This is a genomic window from Halosimplex halobium, assembly GCF_051414055.1.
GTDB classification, from domain to species: domain Archaea; phylum Halobacteriota; class Halobacteria; order Halobacteriales; family Haloarculaceae; genus Halosimplex; species Halosimplex halobium.
The window spans coordinates 1-15,485 of the sequence record NZ_JBLKNX010000038.1 but is presented as its reverse complement, the minus strand read 5'-3'; the positions used below and the strand labels follow the sequence as shown (position 1 = coordinate 15,485).

Below are 15,485 nucleotides of genomic sequence, written 5' to 3'. Positions count from 1 at the left end.
GCCGTATCTCAGAGCTTTCGAACTCCGCCGTGAACTCTACAGAAAACCAGGCGACCAAGCGCTCAAACACGCTCTCGACGCCGCGCTCTGAAAATCAACAACGTGCTTCACAAGAGCGAATTTCATATAATTCCCCGTTCGGTGTGGGTTTGTCGAGAAAGAATAGAATATTCGATATTTCGAGTGGGCCGGTCGTCTCAGAATCGAGTACCAGTCACGGTAGAGTCTCATTACGAGGTTTGAATCCAGTGAATTGCAGTCAAAAATCCCGCGATCATTAGAGCGATGGCTGTAGGCCATGGGTCGGTGCTGAGATAGAGGCCTGGTGTCGGCGGTTCGTAGCCAGTCAGCGGCCAGAAGATCGGGAATGCTTGGCCAGTCACTGACCGCAACATCACGTCCAGTACAAGATGGCTCCCGGCGCCGAGTGCTAAGAGGGTGCCGACACGTGTTCGATAGGGTGGCTCAATGAGTACTACGATGACCAGTATGGAAAGAACAACCCCACCCGTAGTGTGCAGTGCCGACCAAGAGAACGGTACTCCAGTCCAGTGGTGTATCAACTGCCTCGACAGTATCAGGTTGCCCTTCGCCAGGTCGGGGACCAGCGCTCCCGCCATCGCGACCGTGATGTAGGGCGCCCGTATCCAGTCACAGACATGAACGAGTACCAGACAGACACTGTACGCGATCAAGACGTGCGTGAGAAGGTCGGGCATAGTCAGCCTCGCTCCCTGTCCCGACCCGTTACAGTCTCTTCGCGTGGCTTGATTGAGAGTGTATCCAGGCTACCTTGCCACTGGCGACCGACGCGAATGAGGACCCACACCCCCGCTAGGAATGAAATCGTCCATGCGTACCACAGTCCCCACTTCGGCACGACGATAGCCTCTCTCACTACGAATGTTCGTGGGCCGACTAACCGCCCACTAGCCTGGACGTGCGTCCCGACGGAGACCGGTGTTTCGAGTCCACGGATGATCAGATCACCGGTTTTTCCCGATCCGGACAGGCTAATTGCAACGGGGTCCGTTCCCACGACAGTACCGGTGACGATGACCGACCGACCATTCAAGTCGTTCGTAGCATCAACTTGTTCAGCCTCTGTCAGCCGGTCAACCGTAGACTCACGGTCACTTGTCGCGAACCAGATACCTAACCCCCACTGTCCAGCTATGAGCAATAGAATAGCGAGTACGCGTGTCGCTCGCGTATCAATCACGACGTATCTGCTCTCATCCACCGCCCTCTATGCGTATGATTGTTAACTACTCGTACGACGATTTTAGTACTACTAGCCACGGATTCGCAAGTCGGGTTCCCTGTCAGATATTTCCCCCGTAGACTCGGTTGCCGCAGATCGGGGTTGTTCGAGTTCACGTCGTGTTATGAAGACGATGCCGGAGTTTACTATACGGCCGTTACCACCTAGTAGCACAGATGAAATGTGCGCAAACTTGTGTCTGTATACAATCGTTCTCACTGATCACTCTAATGAAACATCCGACACTTTGACCCATTGAGTGAAGCTGAGTATGTCCACGTGGTGAGTTCTTGGTAACGGTGCAGCCAGCTCAGGAGTTGCGGACGAGCGGTTCGTACCACTCGCGATTCGCCCGGTACCACTCGACGAACGCTTCGACGCCCTCGCGGATCGTGTAGGTCGGCTCGTAGCCGATCAGCTCGGCGGCCTTGGACACGTCGGCGTGGCTGTGGTCGGCGTCGACCTCGTAGGCGTCGGTGTACTCCAGGTCGAGGCCGGGCGCCAGCTGGTCGCGGATCTCCTCGGCGAGCGTCTCGATGTCGATGTTGTCGGTGCTGCCGACGTTCATCACCTCGCCGTCGGCGGCGTCGGTCTCGAGCAGCGTCCGGTTGGCCGCGAGGATGTCCGCGACGTAGGTCATGTCGCGGGTCTGGGAGCCGTCGCCGTAGATGACCGGCGGCTCGCCGTTCATGCAGCGCGAGACGAAGTTCGAGATGGCCATGTTCGGGCGCATCCGCGGGCCGTAGACGGTGAAATACCGCAGCGCGACCGCGGGGACGCCGTAGCGCTCGGCGTACACCATCGCGTAGCGCTCGCCGGCCAGTTTCGAGGCGCCGTAGGGGCTGATCGGCGTCGTGAGGTGGTCCTCGTCGTAGGGGAGGTAGCGCGGCTTGCCGTACACCGACGAACTGCTGGCGAACACGAGCCGTTCGACCCCGTGCTCGCGGGCGGCGTCCAGCACGTTGAGCGTGCCGTCGACGTTGACCTCGTCGTACTTGCGGGGGCTGTAGTCGGTGCGGACGCCGGCCTGGGCGGCCTGGTGGTAGACGTACTCGGCGTCGGCGACGAGGTCGTCGACCAGCTCTGCGTCGCGCACGTCGCCCTCGACGAGTTCGTAGCTGCCGTCGCTGCCCTCGGCGGCCTCGCGGGCGGTTTCGACGTTATGCTCCTTGATCCGCGTGTCGTAGTACGGGTCGAAGTTGTCCAGCACGACCACGTCGTGGCCGTCGCCGGCGAACGTCTCGGCGAGGTGGCCGCCGATGAACCCGGCCCCACCGGTGACGAGGATTCGCATCTGTCGTGTCATAATTTATATAATCACTGTCATCGGCTGTATTCTGACAACTCATCGGTCAAGGATTATTCCGCGGCCGCGTCGGCTTGCTCGGCGTCGCCGTCCGTGTCCACGACGCCGGCCTCCTCGAGCCGCTGTTCGGCTCTGTCGCGGTCCTCGGGGTAGCCCACGTCGGTGCGCCAGCCGTCCATGCGGATGGCGTCGATAGTCCGCCCGGAGTGGATGAGCAGGTCGATCGCATCCGAGATCTCGTACTCGCCCCGATCCGAGGGCTGGACGAGGTGGCAGGCGTGGAGGATCTCGGGGGTGAACGTGTAGAAGCCGGTCATCACGAGGTTCGAGGGGGGATCGTCGGGCTTCTCGACGACCTCGGTGATCTCGCCGTACTTGTTGGTGTCGCAGACGCCGTAGCGACTCGCTTCTTCCCAGGGGACCTCCTCGACGAGGAAGGCGGCGTCGGCGCGGGACTCGGCCTGGCGGTTGACCACGTCCTGGAGGTTGGCCTGAAAGATGTTGTCGCCCAGCATCAGCATGAAGTCGTCGTCGATGTGCTCCTCCACAGTGAGCAGCGCGTGGGCCAGCCCCTTCTGCTCGCGCTGGTGGGCGTAGGTGATCGGCACGCCCTCGAACTCGTCCTCGTAGTGCTCGATGATCGCCTGTTTCTTGTAGCCGACGACGACCAGCAGCTCGTCGGCGCCCAGCTCGACCAGCTGCTCGAAGCAGTGTGTGAGGATGGGCTTGCCCGCGACCTCGACCATTCCCTTGGGTTTGTCCTCGGTCAGCGGACGCAGCCGCGTCCCCTCACCGGCGGCCAGCACGACGGCTTGCATAGTATTAGCTTATTTTCGCACCGGTTGTAAAATAATTCGTATTCTATCGACAGTAAGGACAATTGAATCCCGCAGTGGCGGTGGAGGGAAATACAGACAGTGTCTTGCTGGGTATTTGTGAACGGGTCATAGATTTCTGTTCCTTACTAAGCAGACTCCGTTGATCGTATCTTTCTTAACAAAAGCCGACACATACTGCCCTTATGCGGCTTCGTGCAATACTTGTGATCACTCTCCTGACCATGGCTGCACTTGCGGCTGTCTCAGTGCCAGTGCTCGCCACGAATCACTTCCAAATAAGCTCTGCTGATGCGGAATCTGTGCCTGAGCGGAGCTTCGAATTTCAGGATACTACCCATCAGCTGGATTCGCTTATCCAAGCAAACGCCGGTGACGAAGTAACCGTCAGCGTCAGTGGTCCTGACGAGGTCTATCGTGTCTACATCTACAACAGCGAGGAGCAGATCGTTGATTCGAAACGCGGCGACGGCAACGGCACGTTCACGTTCGAACTCACCGGCTATGAACCGGGATCGTACTCCGTGACAGTGTATCAAGATGGCGACTACGAGGCTATCGAACCGCTGGTCATTCGGGGATACGATGTGAGTATCGATGCCCCCGAACAGATCGCGGCTGACGAGTCCATGTCTCTCCAGATCGGCGTCGAACAGACTGGCGATACCGGCAGTCCGCACACAGTCAAAGCCATCATCGCTACCGACGAAGACGAAGTCGTGGTGAATGCCACGGGTTCCGATGGTGAGTACACTGCAGAGGTTGCAGCAGGTTCTCTCGACAGCGGGAGTTACACTGTCTACGGGCTTGTGCAGGGGGATACCCGGGCATTCGGCAGAAACGAAGTGCTTGGAATGAGCAACCGCATCTCGCTGTCGGTCCAGGATGCGCCTGACACGCCGACCGAGATGAGCGAGACAACGGACACCCCGTCAGAATCGACGCCAACTCCGACCGCGACAGCCACTCAATCGGGCATGGATACGACCGAGACAGCGACCGCGGAGCAAACTGACGAATCGGCGATCACACCGAACGAAGCCGAACAGACGGAAACCACGTCCGGATCCGGGCCAGGGTTTACCGGACTTGCGGCCACGCTTGCGTTCGCCATCGTAGTCATCATGAGAAGCCACCGAAAATAAATCCGCTACCGCGGTTACTCTATTGATGGCTTCCCGGGCAATTGGATGGTCCCTATCGACACCACTTTGGCACGCGACCAATTCCCTCTGTACAACGGTCGGGTGCCCTAATTTACGATGACCTTCCGTCGGCGACAACAGTTCGTCTCCGCCACGTTAGCGTGGATGCTCGCAGCCACACTTGTATTGGTTCTCCTTGATGCCCTCACAATGGATCTCTTCGTCTCTGTCTCGCTCATCGGCTTTTTCGTCGTCACAGAACTGACTGCGCCGCGGGCGGTTACGCCTACCTGGCGTCGACGGATCTATGTCATCGGCGCGCTCGGACTCATCCTGTTCGCGTACATTGTCATCAAGCGAATTCTCGCGATACTACCGGCTGGGGTGATCTGATGGCGCCACCATGGGAACAGGTATCGTATCCGCGCATCCTCTTGGTCACGCTGGCACTAACGATCGGCGGTGCCGTCTTGATCGGTGGTGTGTCCTCGACAAGCGTCTTCGGGGCGTATAATCCCGCATGGGACGGCACATCCGAGTTTCGGACAGTTGCTGACGATCACGATGCCGAGCCTGTCATTATCCGGAATACGACTGGCTATTCAGCGTCCAACGCTAACGCCACAGTCGGGGTTATCCTCTCGCCTGAGACGGGGTACACACAGGGGGAAGCTGCACGCATCGAACAATTCGTCCGTAGCGGTGGGACACTCCTCGTGGCTGAGGACGTTGGAAATCACTCGAATCCTCTCCTCGCACGCATCGGCGCCGAGGCACGCGTCGACGGTGGCCTGCTCCGCGACGAACGCTTCTACGGAGCCTCGCCATCGATGCCGCTCGTGACCGCCCTCGAATCGTCTCCATATACTGAAGGTGCCGACCAATTATTGTTCAACCGCGGCACCCCGGTTGAGCCGAACGGTAGCGAGGTACTCGCGTACTCCTCGAATTACTCATATGTCGACCGGAATCTCAACGGCGAACTTGACGATTCAGAGGTGCTCGACCGTCGACCTGTCGCGACCATCGAGTCGCTCGGCGCGGGAGAGGTCGTCGTTGTCGGCGACCCGAGTATTTTCATCAATGCCATGATCGACCGGGAGGACAACCGAGCCTTTGTCGGCAACCTCGTAGGCACACACGCTACCGTCCTCCTCGACCTCTCTCATACTGCAGGTGTTCCACCACTGGTCGCAGTCCAACTCGCCCTCCAGCGGTCAGCACTCCTCCAGATCGTCACTGGAATCGGGCTCGTACTCGCGGTTTCCTACTGGCGGCGTCTGCTGGCGGCTGGCCGCCGGCTCGTCGACAGCTTTGGTGGGGCATCACCACCCGACCGTGATCCCGATACTGAAACCGTCGAGCAACTCGTCGCGGAACAGTTCCCCGAGTGGGACCGCGAACGCGTCCGCCACGTAACGGAAGAAATTATGAGCAAACAACAGCAAGGGAGCACAGATGACCGAAACTGATGGACAGCGTTGGGTCCCGACCTGGGACGACCGAACAGCACTCGACACTGTCTTGAAGTCGGTGTCTCCGGTGTGCGGTCGCCTCAATTTCCTCCGTTCTGACGGTTTGTACAGGGACTTTGATTGCCCGTTCAGCCGCTCGATTTCGGACTGGGAAACGAGAATCTACGCCCGTCTCGGCGTGGTTGAGCGTCTGATTCGAAGTCCCGACCGGCGGCGGGAGGGGCAAGCATGACTGATTCTGGTCATGACGGGTCGGGATCTGGGACATCCTCTGAGCGTGAAAACGACGACCCAGCCGAGATTCACCGCAAGCTCTCCGAAGAGATCGGGAAGTTACTCATCGGCCTCGACGAGCAGATTAGCCTCCTGACGATCTCGTTGCTTACTCGCGGTCACCTCCTTCTAGAGGGCGTTCCGGGCGTCGCGAAAACGTCGCTGGCCAATGGATTCGCCCGTGCGATCGGCCTCGATTACACTCGTATCCAGATGACACCCGATATCCTTCCTGCGGACATCACCGGGACGAAGGTGTATCGGGAGCAGACTGGTGAGTTCAAACTTCAGAAGGGGCCAGTGTTCGCCAACGTCGTCGTCGCCGACGAAATCAACCGTGCAACACCGAAGACGCAAAGTGCGCTGCTGGAGGCGATGGAGGAACGGACCGTCTCGATCGAGGGTGAAACTCTCGAACTCCCGGATCCTTTCCTCGTCATCGCGACCCAGAATCCGATCGAGATGGAGGGAACGTTCGAACTCCCGGAAGCGCAACGTGACCGCTTCCAGCTGAAGGTTTCGGTCGATCTGCCGTCGCGTGAGAACGAACTCGCCATGATCGACCGATTTCACGAGTCTCCTCGGTCCGGCCCAGAGACAATCTCTCAGCGGATCGACCTCGATGACATCCATCACGCACAGCAAGTAGTTGACGACACACACATCGACGAGAGCGTTCGAGAGTATATCGTGGACGTGGTCGAAGCCACACGGGAGCACTCCGCAACCGCCCACGGTGGATCACCGCGCGCCACGCTCGCGTTCCTCGAGACGACAAAAGCGCGCGCCGCAATCAACGACCGCGACTACGTTATCCCCGATGACGTGAAAGCGCTGGCCGAGCCGATCCTCGTCCATCGGTTAGTCCTGAATACGGAGGCGGAACTCGGGGATGTCGACCGTCGCGATGTCGTCGCAGAGGTATTGGAGTCGGTTGTCCCGCCCGGTGGCGGTGAGGAGTTTGTCCCTGGCGAACCGGCAGCCGAGTGATAGTTCTTGCCCCGTGAGCGGCGGGGGTTCTCGAACAGCGGGATCGAAACAACAGAACCGGTTGTCCGCCCTATTCTTCGATATCACGTAGTACATTCGAAATTGATTGGTTGTGGGACCGACACCCTTGAAGCGCAGTCTCAGTTGGATACGAGAGACTGACATCCAGTCTACCCGAACCCGTCCTAGAGTGTGCTGTTAATGTAGTGCCCGTGGCCAGACTACCGTCGGACAATATCGGTTGTCGGTTGCCGTTACGCTTCGAAGGATCGTTCTACATGGCCCCATACAGACAGGATCGCTGTGAACGCGGTATGACTCCTTGGAGGGTCCTGTACACAGATACGACCTCTGGAGTCATGCCTCTTGGTGAGACCTCCCCGCGGTGAATTGGCAATTGACCTGTCCTTGATTTCAAGTCCGGTTAGATGGAACTCACGACGGCCCCTCAAATATATAATATGAATAATACTCCGAAATGGACCCTCTCAAATTAGTCAGCCAGAGCTCGGGGACTTCTAACGAGTGGCATATCCTGTCCCATGCGAACCCGTTCTATTCGAGTGTTACTATCCTGTGAATCGCGTGAACCTCAAAAGATGACTGCGCTACAGAAAATCGACGAGCGGCCCGTTATTGCTCGCGGAAGTAGTACGCGACGCCGGCGATGATCGCCAGCACCACGACGATCCCGACGATGATCAGCGGGAGGTTGCCGCCGCCACCGTCGCCCGGCGCAGTTGTGGTCGTCTCGTCGCCGGGTTCGTCTCCATCGTCAGGACCGTCCGTGCCGTCGTCGGGAGCGTCCGTGCCGTCGTCGGGAGCGTCCGTCCCATCATCGGGGGCATCAGTGCCGTCGTCGGGAGCGTCCGTCCCATCGTCAGGGGCATCAGTGCCGTCGTCAGGGGCGTCCGTGCCCTCCTGTGAGACCACGACCGTGTCGCCCGCGACCCCACCGGCACCGATGTCGTACTCGCCGGCCGAATCGAAGGTGACCTGAATCGTCTCGGTCGTCGACTCGCCAGCAGCCAGGGTCACGCTCGTCGAGCCCTGTTCGTCACCGTTGCTGGTCACAGCGATCGACTCCGTGCCCTCGGTGTTCCCGGTGTTCTCGATGGTCACCGAGACATCGACAGTGTCGCCGACCGATACCTCCGTCGCCGAGAGCTGCACATCGGTCACATCGAGTGACGCATACTCGGTACCCACGGCGAACATCGAGAAGCCCGGCGTCTCTGCCTTGTAGCGGTCACCAGCGACGTGGGTGGTATTCAGCGTCTCCCACTGCCCGTCGCTGAACCGGTAGAGCACGATTTCGTCGGAGGAGACGCCGAGCTCGTCAAGCCGTGACTGGGAGACCTGGAACCGGAACGTGCCCGGACTGATATTGCTCCCGTTGAGGTTCGTCAACTGTACGTCGATGTACTGTATGTTGTTCGCCGCTTCGGGGAGTTCTTCAGCTTCTCCAGGGTTTTCGGTCAGCGAGACTTGCGCCTCCACGTCCGAGGAGTCCAGCGCCGCGGTAACATTCAGGTCGTTCAGAGTGACTCCGCTTTCGCTCGTGACGTCTATGTTCCGGAGGCTGATCGTCGTGCCGGAGTTCACATTCCCGACCGTCGCGGAGGCCTGTGACCCTGAACGGAAGATCGTCGGCGTGACGACGTTGGCAGCACCGTCGCCGCCGCCACCGCCACCGCCGCCACCACCGCCGATACCGCCGCCACCGCCGCCACCGCCACCGCCGCCATCGCCGCCATCGCCGTCGTCAGCGTCATCATCGTCATCGTCGTCGCGGGCGGAGCGGACGCGGAGTTCGCCGCTCTGTGCGAGCATCTCTTGGCTGTTCTCACCGACTGCGACGTAGGCGTAGCTGTAATTGCCGGTCGTCCAGTTGGCGAACGTCTCAACGGAGATCTCGGTATCCGGATTAGTGCTGTTGATCGCCGTCATCGATGCGTTCAGCACGACGGTCCCCGTGGACATGTCGACCGTGTCGGGCGAGCCCGGCCCGGCCTCCTCGCCGACGAAGTCGACGAGCGACTCGATGCCGGCAGACCGCGCGACCTGTCCGTCACCGACAGTCATCCCAAACATGCCGAACGAGTCTTCGACGTTCGCCACGCCGTTGACCTCGTCGATTGTCGTCTCCAGTTCGCTGTCCGTCTCGATATCAAAGTCCGAGGAGACATCGTCGGTGATGTTGATGACGAAGCTTTCAGTGACGTACTTGTCCTCGTCGTAGAGAACGATCGCCTGCTGAATGTGCTCGCCCTGGAGCGAGCTTGCGTCGACATCGAAGGTCGCGCTGTTCCCGCGCCGGACCGAGTCGGGTGCCGACACCGATCCCGACCCCTTCCGGACAGCGACCTGCTCCATGCCAACGACGGTGGTCTCACCGTCAATACTCAGGTCACCGTCCGCGCCGTCGGCGTTGGTGTTCGTGACCGAGAATCCGTCACCCGATTCGGGGACCGCGACAACGTAGATGTAGTGGCCGCTCTCGGGGACCGTGTCGCTGAAGCTCACGTCACCGTCGGCATCGAGCGTCGTCGACGCGGTGACTTCCTTGTAGGAGGCGTTCTCGTTCGCATTTTCCTCGGTTACGAAGTCGAGTGCCTCGGAGAACGTGTCGGGAACGGAGCCCTCTCCGGTTTCTTCGATGTGGACACGGAGGACCTCGACATCTTCGTTGGCGAAGTTGTTCGAGTTCCCGTTGGCGTCCGAGAGGTCGAAATTCAGACTGACCTCCGTCCCTGCTTCGTAGACTGCGATTGGGTCTTTGTTGAGATTGGTTTCATCACCTTCGCTAGAACTAACCCGCCAGTCAGCGTTAGGGATCGTTTCCGCCGCATTATCCGTTCCTGCCCGCAACGGGAGGAACGAGCGCTCCCACGCATCTACCTTGTCAGATACTTCGAACGTCTCGTCTGCCGGTGGTTGCGTGGAGAATACGTCCGCCGCGCTCAACGGAACGTGCAATACTGAGAGAACTACGAACCCCACGACAAGGATCGTTTGGATCCGCTGTCGTGTCCCTGATGGTACCATACGGTTTCGTTTATGTAACAGTGACTTAGTTTTTCTGATGCCGGTATTTCTATATTTGGACTAGTATTCCTCACCAGATCGAGTTGTCGGCACATAATCATCCGATAAGAGGTGTGTAACAAACCTCGTTGGGCCGCTCTATGCAGTCATGGCCCACCGGCCGATCGAGTTCCCGAAGAAGCACTCAGCAACCGCACGACAGACCGGACAAGTAGCGGAGCCATGAGGCGACTCATCGCCACCATCTCGACGTTCGTCACGTTCGCGCTCTCGTTGCTGGTTATCACCGTCTGGTTTCTGGCGGCAGCGACTGATGGCGGGCTGACGCTCACAGTGAATTCCTACGGCGAACGGTGGGTCGAGTATCTCCTGTGGCTTGTGCTCACACCGACCCTTGTCTTAGGAATGCACTATACGCTGCGGTCGCTGGAGTCCCCTAGCCGCGAGTGAACGGTCCCAGGTACGGTGAACGGACCGGTTTTGGGGTCATCGGGTCACGTTGATCCAGAGATGGTTCTCGCGATAGGCGGTCTCCGGTGTCGTCCGCGCCGGCGGCTCCCCCTTGTACAGCAGGTAGGTGAGTCTGAGGTTCTGTCCTTCCATCGTCGGGGCGACCGCGTGGGGCCGATGCCACGTCTCATTGTGTGCTAGCGAAAGGTCGAACCGACGGAGCGACTCTGATTCCGTTATCGTCGTCGAGTTGTCCGCTATCTGAACGCGATGTGTCTGTACGAGGAGCGTGTAGTTCGTCGGGCGGTGCTCCTGGTTCGTGACGCCGACGATGAGTTCCCTGGATTCGCCACGCGTGAACTCAGTCGGATACCCGTCAGCGACGAGTTCACCGTCATCGTCTTCGGTCAGCAGGTAGAGTTCGGAAAACTGCTCACCCTGCTGAGGCACGGCGACCGCGTAACCGACGCTCGAAACCGCGGCAACGACGCTGAGGACGAGCAGGACGTTGAGTGCAGCATCAGCCCTATCGTCGGGTGCGAACAGTTCCTCCCGAACGGTGTCGCCCCAGCTGCGGTACGGGACCTCGAAGCGCTCGTCGGCTGGGAGTTCCCATCGTCGGATCGCAGCGACGGCGGTCGCAATGAGGACAAACCCACTGATGCTGAGGAGGATCGGCACCAGTCGAATACCCCACGGCGTGAAGTTCAGCACCAACCCGATCAACGGGACGACCGCGATACTGAGGCCAAAGGAGAGCGCGACGCGTTCGATGCCGTCGATCCCGCGGTCGTCGACCCGGTCTCGGAGCCCCTGTTCCGTCTCAGCCTCTCCCGACTGGGCCGGTGATTCCCCGGCCTCGGGGAACAGCGCCGCGATGAACGCATACCCGGGAATGAAGAGGACGAACGGGAGCCCAACGATGACTCGAACTGGCGTGTCCCGGATGATTGGTGCAAGGACTGTGACGTTGGTCACCCCGACGAACACAACAACTGCAGCGAGATCCGCAGGGAGCGAGCGAATCCCTCGCAGTACCTGCAGTGCATAGGCCGTCACCAGATTGAGATCGGCGTCCGTGCCCCCGTGATCGTTGGCCACACTATCGGTACAGGTACTCTCTCAAATAAATGCTTCTCGTCGACGCTGTGGGTATCTCCCTACTCGAAGCGCTGTATCGGGTCACGAGACGCACTGGTATCCGTCGCGAAAAGTGTATACGACCGGCATGTGGAGTGGGTGTAACTGATGGACGGGAGTGAACTGGGTACCGACGGGCGACAGGAAGCAGACGCCGTCGTACGCGGTGTGGACCTCGTCAGAGAGTACAGTCGTGGCGGTTCGGGGCTCTTCGGGGGTGATTCGACACCCGCGGTCCGTGCCGTCGACGGTGTGTCGATCACTGTGCGCGCGGGTGAGTTCGTGGGAATCGCGGGGCCCAGTGGCAGTGGGAAGTCAACACTGCTCCATTTGCTGGCCGGGCTCGAGGTGCCGTCATCGGGCACTGTTACGCTTGCCGGCGAGAACGTAGCGGACTACGGTGAACGCGGGCGCGCACGCCTTCGGCTCGACCACGTCGGTATCGTCTTCCAGCGGTTTCATCTGTTGCCGGCCCTCTCCGCGCGGGCGAACGTCGCACTCCCACTCGTCGAACTCGGGTACTCCAAATCGAACCGTCGAGACCGGGCGACCGAACTGCTCGACGCTGTTGGCTTGGGTGACCGACTCACCCACAAACCTGGACAACTCTCCGGCGGCGAACAGCAGCGGGTCGCCATCGCGCGTGCACTGGCAACAGAGCCAGACCTGGTTGTCGCGGACGAACCCACCGGTGAGCTGGACTCGGAGACGAGCGAGCGAGTGTTGTCTGTGCTCGCGGATCTCGCCGAGGACCGAGCAGTCGTCCTCGCCTCGCACGACAGACAGGCCCTCGAGGTCTGTGACCGACAGGTCTCACTCCACGATGGGCGCCGCGAACAACCGAAACAGCGTGTGGAGTCCGAATAGTATGGGGCGGGGCCGTCGATTCGGCGCGCTGATCGGGCTAGCCGTTCGACGAGTGGCCGGCCGAACCCGGATCGCCCCTCAGCGCGTCGTGTTGAGTGTCATCGGCGTCGCCCTCGCGATCGGGTTGATGGTGGCTGTCACGGGTGTCTCGCTCGGACTCGCTTCCGAATCGGTTGTTTCCAGCCCGGACACCGACTACTGGATCGTGCCCGAGGACGCCAACGTCCAATCGATCGCCGTTTCGTCGGGTGGCGTACAGTTGAGTAACGTTCACGAAGCGAGCGCACGGATAGGGACCGACGAGCGCGTCGAGTACGCGATCCCCGTTCTCCTCGAACTCCTCCCTGTCCAGGACACTGTCACCGGTGAGCGGGAGTACATCCTCGCAGCCGGCGTCGTCGCTCGGCCGGACGCGGAACTGCTTGGGATGTCGCTCCACTCCCTGCATCCCGACGACCCCTACTACGCCAACGGGAATTATGATGGGACTTGGACGGGACAAGCCGTGCTGAACGACGCCGCCGCGGAGTCAATCAACGCGTCGGATGGTAGTACGCTCGTCTCGAACCGCATCCCCGAGAACCGGTCACTCTCGGTTGTGAACGTGTCAGCGGGCGACGCGTCGACTGCGCTCGGATCCATCCCGATGGCAGTCGTCCAGTTGAGCGAACTGCAGACGATGACTGGTGCTGCGACGGGCGATCAGGCCGATCAGATCCTCGTGAGTACCAACGATCCGGGGGTCAAGGAGTCGCTTGCGACGCTGTACCCCCGGACGACCGTCGTCGAACGAAGCGGGCTCGCCGCCCAGCGGGTTTCGACCTCGAACCTGCCACTCGCCATCGCCGTCAGTGGTGCGGCCACCGCCGTTATCGTCGGCGTCCTGTTCGTCGCAACGCTGATGGGGCTCACGGTGAGTTCCGACCGTGAATCCCAGGGAACGCTCGCCGCGATCGGTGTCTCACAGTGGTCGCGGTCGGTAATCGTCGCCGTCGAAACCGTCACGATCGCGCTCCTCGGTGGGATCTGTGGGCTCGGTCTCGGCACGCTCGGAATCGTCGCCATCAACGTCGCCGGTCGGGAGATATTAGCCGAGTCAACCGTCGCGCGATTCGACCCGATACTCGCCGGCTACGCACTGGTCGTCGCCTTCGTGATCGGAGTCCTGGGTGCCATCTATCCGGTGTTACTGAGCCGACGGACGAACCCCCTGGAGGTGCTTTCGCGGTGAAGGGATTCTCGCGAGGACGTGCTGTGGTCGGTATCGCCGTCGCACAACTCCGTCACGAGCGGATGCGGACAGTTATCGCGGTAGTCGGCGTCGCGATGGCCGTTCTCGCGGCCGTATTGCTCGCGAGCGTCGGGATCGGCGTCCTCGAGTTCGGAGAGCAGAAGTTCCAGCAGTCCGGGCAGGACCTGTGGGTAACTGGTGGGCCGATCGAGCTGCGGCCGGGAACGGTCGGCGGATTCCAGAACTCGTTGGTGAACTCCCACGAAGTCGCAGCCGATATTGAAGCCCGTGACTCGGTCGCAACCGCCGTTCCGATGATATTCCAGACCGTCTATGCGGGCCAAAATACGTCGGAGTTCCAGACGCTGGTCGGCGTTGGGTCGCCAACGGACGGCAACCTCGTCACGTTCCGTGAGGGGGGTGCGTTTCCGTCGACTGACCGCCACTACGCCAATGGAACGTACGACGGGCCGATGAGTTACGAGGTCGTCATTGACGAGCGGACTGCCGACCTCTTGAACGTCGGTGTGAACGACACACTCCATCTGGGCGGGACGATCGCGACCGCTCGCGAAAACGAGTTCACAATCGTCGGGATCTCACCGACGTATTCACAGTTCGTCGGTGCCCCCACGGTCGTGGTTCCGCCCAGCGAGCTACAGGAGATCACGGGGACGACAGCAAGTGACAGAGCTTCGTTTGTACTTGTCCGGGCGACTGAGGGTGCGAACGTCACCGCACTGGAAGCCGAACTTGCCGACTCATATCCCCAGTACACGATCCGGACGAACAGCGAACAACTACGGGCGACCCTCGAAGACCAGGCCGTCGTGTTACTCAGCGGAGGGAGCCTCTTCGTCCTCGCAGTCGTCGCAGGTGTTCTCCTCGTCCTGAACCTCCAGCTTTCGTTCGTGCTCCGTCACAGAGAGCAGTTCGCCGCGGTGGCAGCGATCGGGACATCCCGGACGTCGCTCGCGGGGATCGTCCTCGTCTACACGCTGCTGGTCGGGACGCTAGGTGGGCTGCTCGGCGTTGGGCTCGCCATCCCGGGTATCGAAGTCGTCAACGCAGTCACCGCAGCGATAACCGGATTCGAAGACGTGGCCGGTCTCTCTCGACGGATCCTTCTCGGCGGGTTCGGGCTGGCGGTTCTTGTGAGTCTCATTGGCGGCCTCACGGCAAGCCTCTATCTGGCTCGCTCGAACCCGCTCGATAGCCTCGACTGACCGACCGTGGCTGCAACAGTGCGCGTCCCCATCGCTACTAAAGTCTATCAAAGAGGACTGCCACTCTGTGTTGGTGACTGCGATTCCGACTGGGAAACGATTTAGGGGGATGGGCTCGGTAGTGTTCAGATAAGCTGATTCCATGCGAAGCTGAACGATCTGAGCCAATCGTCGGCTGTTTCTGCTTCGGCGTTGCTGAAACAGTTTGAGAAGCATATAGTTCGTCGTTTTACT

The 15,485-nt window shown here is 60.3% G+C and carries 14 protein-coding genes and 1 pseudogene; 8 read left to right on the top strand and 7 right to left on the bottom strand.

Features of this window, described 5'->3' with window-relative positions:
* Positions 1-230: 230 nt before the first annotated feature.
* The 4 genes from ACMGFG_RS23995 to aglF form a co-directional block, all read right to left on the bottom strand.
* Positions 231-719, bottom strand: a complete 489-nt coding sequence (locus ACMGFG_RS23995; RefSeq protein WP_436932812.1) for a metal-dependent hydrolase — start codon at positions 717-719, stop codon at positions 231-233.
* A 2-nt stretch (positions 720-721) separates the two neighbouring features.
* The gene (locus tag ACMGFG_RS24305) at positions 722-1,222 is read right to left on the bottom strand and encodes an OB-like fold-containing membrane protein (RefSeq protein WP_495849360.1); all 501 of its coding nucleotides are present in this window, start codon (positions 1,220-1,222) and stop codon (positions 722-724) included.
* A 352-nt stretch (positions 1,223-1,574) separates the two neighbouring features.
* Positions 1,575-2,558: an NAD-dependent epimerase/dehydratase family protein gene (locus ACMGFG_RS23990; protein ID WP_436932814.1), complete on the bottom strand. Its 984-nt coding sequence runs from the start codon at positions 2,556-2,558 to the stop codon at positions 1,575-1,577.
* Positions 2,559-2,623: 65 nt separating this feature from the next.
* Entirely contained in the window at positions 2,624-3,388 is a 765-nt protein-coding gene (gene aglF, locus ACMGFG_RS23985) for a UTP--glucose-1-phosphate uridylyltransferase AglF (RefSeq protein WP_436932811.1), read from the bottom strand.
* Between the two features lie 203 nt (positions 3,389-3,591).
* Between aglF and ACMGFG_RS23980 the strand changes: the two genes are divergently transcribed.
* From ACMGFG_RS23980 to ACMGFG_RS23965, 4 genes are all read left to right on the top strand, one after another.
* Positions 3,592-4,551, top strand: coding sequence for a hypothetical protein (locus ACMGFG_RS23980; protein ID WP_436932810.1), 960 nt, complete (start codon positions 3,592-3,594; stop codon positions 4,549-4,551).
* A 117-nt stretch (positions 4,552-4,668) separates the two neighbouring features.
* The gene (locus ACMGFG_RS23975; protein ID WP_436932809.1) at positions 4,669-4,944 is read left to right on the top strand and encodes a DUF8044 family membrane protein; all 276 of its coding nucleotides are present in this window, start codon (positions 4,669-4,671) and stop codon (positions 4,942-4,944) included.
* Positions 4,944-6,023 carry a DUF4350 domain-containing protein gene (locus ACMGFG_RS23970; RefSeq protein WP_436932808.1) on the top strand — a complete coding sequence of 360 codons (1,080 nt, stop codon included), beginning with the start codon at positions 4,944-4,946 and terminating at the stop codon, positions 6,021-6,023. Before ACMGFG_RS23975 ends, ACMGFG_RS23970 begins: the two co-directional genes overlap by 1 nt.
* Before the next feature lie 231 nt (positions 6,024-6,254).
* Complete coding sequence (locus tag ACMGFG_RS23965) at positions 6,255-7,289, top strand: AAA family ATPase (RefSeq protein WP_436932807.1); 1,035 nt, start codon at positions 6,255-6,257, stop codon at positions 7,287-7,289.
* Positions 7,290-7,922: 633 nt separating this feature from the next.
* On the opposite strand, the gene ACMGFG_RS23960 is transcribed toward ACMGFG_RS23965, so the two are convergent.
* Positions 7,923-10,337, bottom strand: a complete 2,415-nt coding sequence (locus tag ACMGFG_RS23960; RefSeq protein ID WP_436932806.1) for a PGF-pre-PGF domain-containing protein — start codon at positions 10,335-10,337, stop codon at positions 7,923-7,925.
* A gap of 222 nt (positions 10,338-10,559) precedes the next feature.
* On the opposite strand from ACMGFG_RS23960, the gene ACMGFG_RS23955 reads away from it, so the two are divergent.
* Positions 10,560-10,787 carry a hypothetical protein gene (locus ACMGFG_RS23955; RefSeq protein WP_436932805.1) on the top strand — a complete coding sequence of 76 codons (228 nt, stop codon included), beginning with the start codon at positions 10,560-10,562 and terminating at the stop codon, positions 10,785-10,787.
* Between the two features lie 36 nt (positions 10,788-10,823).
* Here the strand turns inward: ACMGFG_RS23955 and ACMGFG_RS23950 are convergent, their stop codons facing one another.
* Complete coding sequence (locus tag ACMGFG_RS23950; RefSeq protein ID WP_436932813.1) at positions 10,824-11,849, bottom strand: DUF8471 domain-containing protein; 1,026 nt, start codon at positions 11,847-11,849, stop codon at positions 10,824-10,826.
* A 186-nt stretch (positions 11,850-12,035) separates the two neighbouring features.
* Here ACMGFG_RS23950 and ACMGFG_RS23945 point away from each other — a divergent pair, with 186 nt between their 5' ends.
* From ACMGFG_RS23945 to ACMGFG_RS23935, 3 genes are read left to right on the top strand one after another with little or no spacing between them, the layout of a single operon-like run.
* Positions 12,036-12,794, top strand: coding sequence for an ABC transporter ATP-binding protein (locus tag ACMGFG_RS23945; RefSeq protein WP_436932804.1), 759 nt, complete (start codon positions 12,036-12,038; stop codon positions 12,792-12,794).
* Between the two features lies 1 nt (position 12,795).
* Entirely contained in the window at positions 12,796-14,025 is a 1,230-nt protein-coding gene (locus ACMGFG_RS23940; RefSeq protein ID WP_436932803.1) for an FtsX-like permease family protein, read from the top strand.
* A 23-nt stretch (positions 14,026-14,048) separates the two neighbouring features.
* Complete coding sequence (locus tag ACMGFG_RS23935; protein WP_436932802.1) at positions 14,049-15,251, top strand: ABC transporter permease; 1,203 nt, start codon at positions 14,049-14,051, stop codon at positions 15,249-15,251.
* 125 nt (positions 15,252-15,376) lie between these two features.
* Here ACMGFG_RS23935 and ACMGFG_RS23930 read toward each other — a convergent pair.
* A pseudogene (locus ACMGFG_RS23930) lies at positions 15,377-15,485 on the bottom strand (IS6 family transposase); the annotation flags it as partial.

Excerpts from the sequence above, each read along its gene's own strand:
- ACMGFG_RS23995 (WP_436932812.1), bottom strand. The coding sequence starts at position 719 with ATGCCCGACCTTCTCACGCACGTCTTGATCGCGTACAGTGTCTGTCTG.
- ACMGFG_RS23990 (WP_436932814.1), bottom strand. The coding sequence starts at position 2,558 with ATGCGAATCCTCGTCACCGGTGGGGCCGGGTTCATCGGCGGCCACCTC.
- aglF (WP_436932811.1), bottom strand. The coding sequence starts at position 3,388 with ATGCAAGCCGTCGTGCTGGCCGCCGGTGAGGGGACGCGGCTGCGTCCG.
- ACMGFG_RS23980 (WP_436932810.1), top strand. The coding sequence starts at position 3,592 with ATGCGGCTTCGTGCAATACTTGTGATCACTCTCCTGACCATGGCTGCA.
- ACMGFG_RS23975 (WP_436932809.1), top strand. The coding sequence starts at position 4,669 with ATGACCTTCCGTCGGCGACAACAGTTCGTCTCCGCCACGTTAGCGTGG.
- ACMGFG_RS23970 (WP_436932808.1), top strand. The coding sequence starts at position 4,944 with ATGGCGCCACCATGGGAACAGGTATCGTATCCGCGCATCCTCTTGGTC.
- ACMGFG_RS23965 (WP_436932807.1), top strand. The coding sequence starts at position 6,255 with ATGACTGATTCTGGTCATGACGGGTCGGGATCTGGGACATCCTCTGAG.
- ACMGFG_RS23960 (WP_436932806.1), bottom strand. The coding sequence starts at position 10,337 with ATGGTACCATCAGGGACACGACAGCGGATCCAAACGATCCTTGTCGTG.
- ACMGFG_RS23955 (WP_436932805.1), top strand. The coding sequence starts at position 10,560 with ATGAGGCGACTCATCGCCACCATCTCGACGTTCGTCACGTTCGCGCTC.
- ACMGFG_RS23945 (WP_436932804.1), top strand. The coding sequence starts at position 12,036 with ATGGACGGGAGTGAACTGGGTACCGACGGGCGACAGGAAGCAGACGCC.
- ACMGFG_RS23940 (WP_436932803.1), top strand. The coding sequence starts at position 12,796 with ATGGGGCGGGGCCGTCGATTCGGCGCGCTGATCGGGCTAGCCGTTCGA.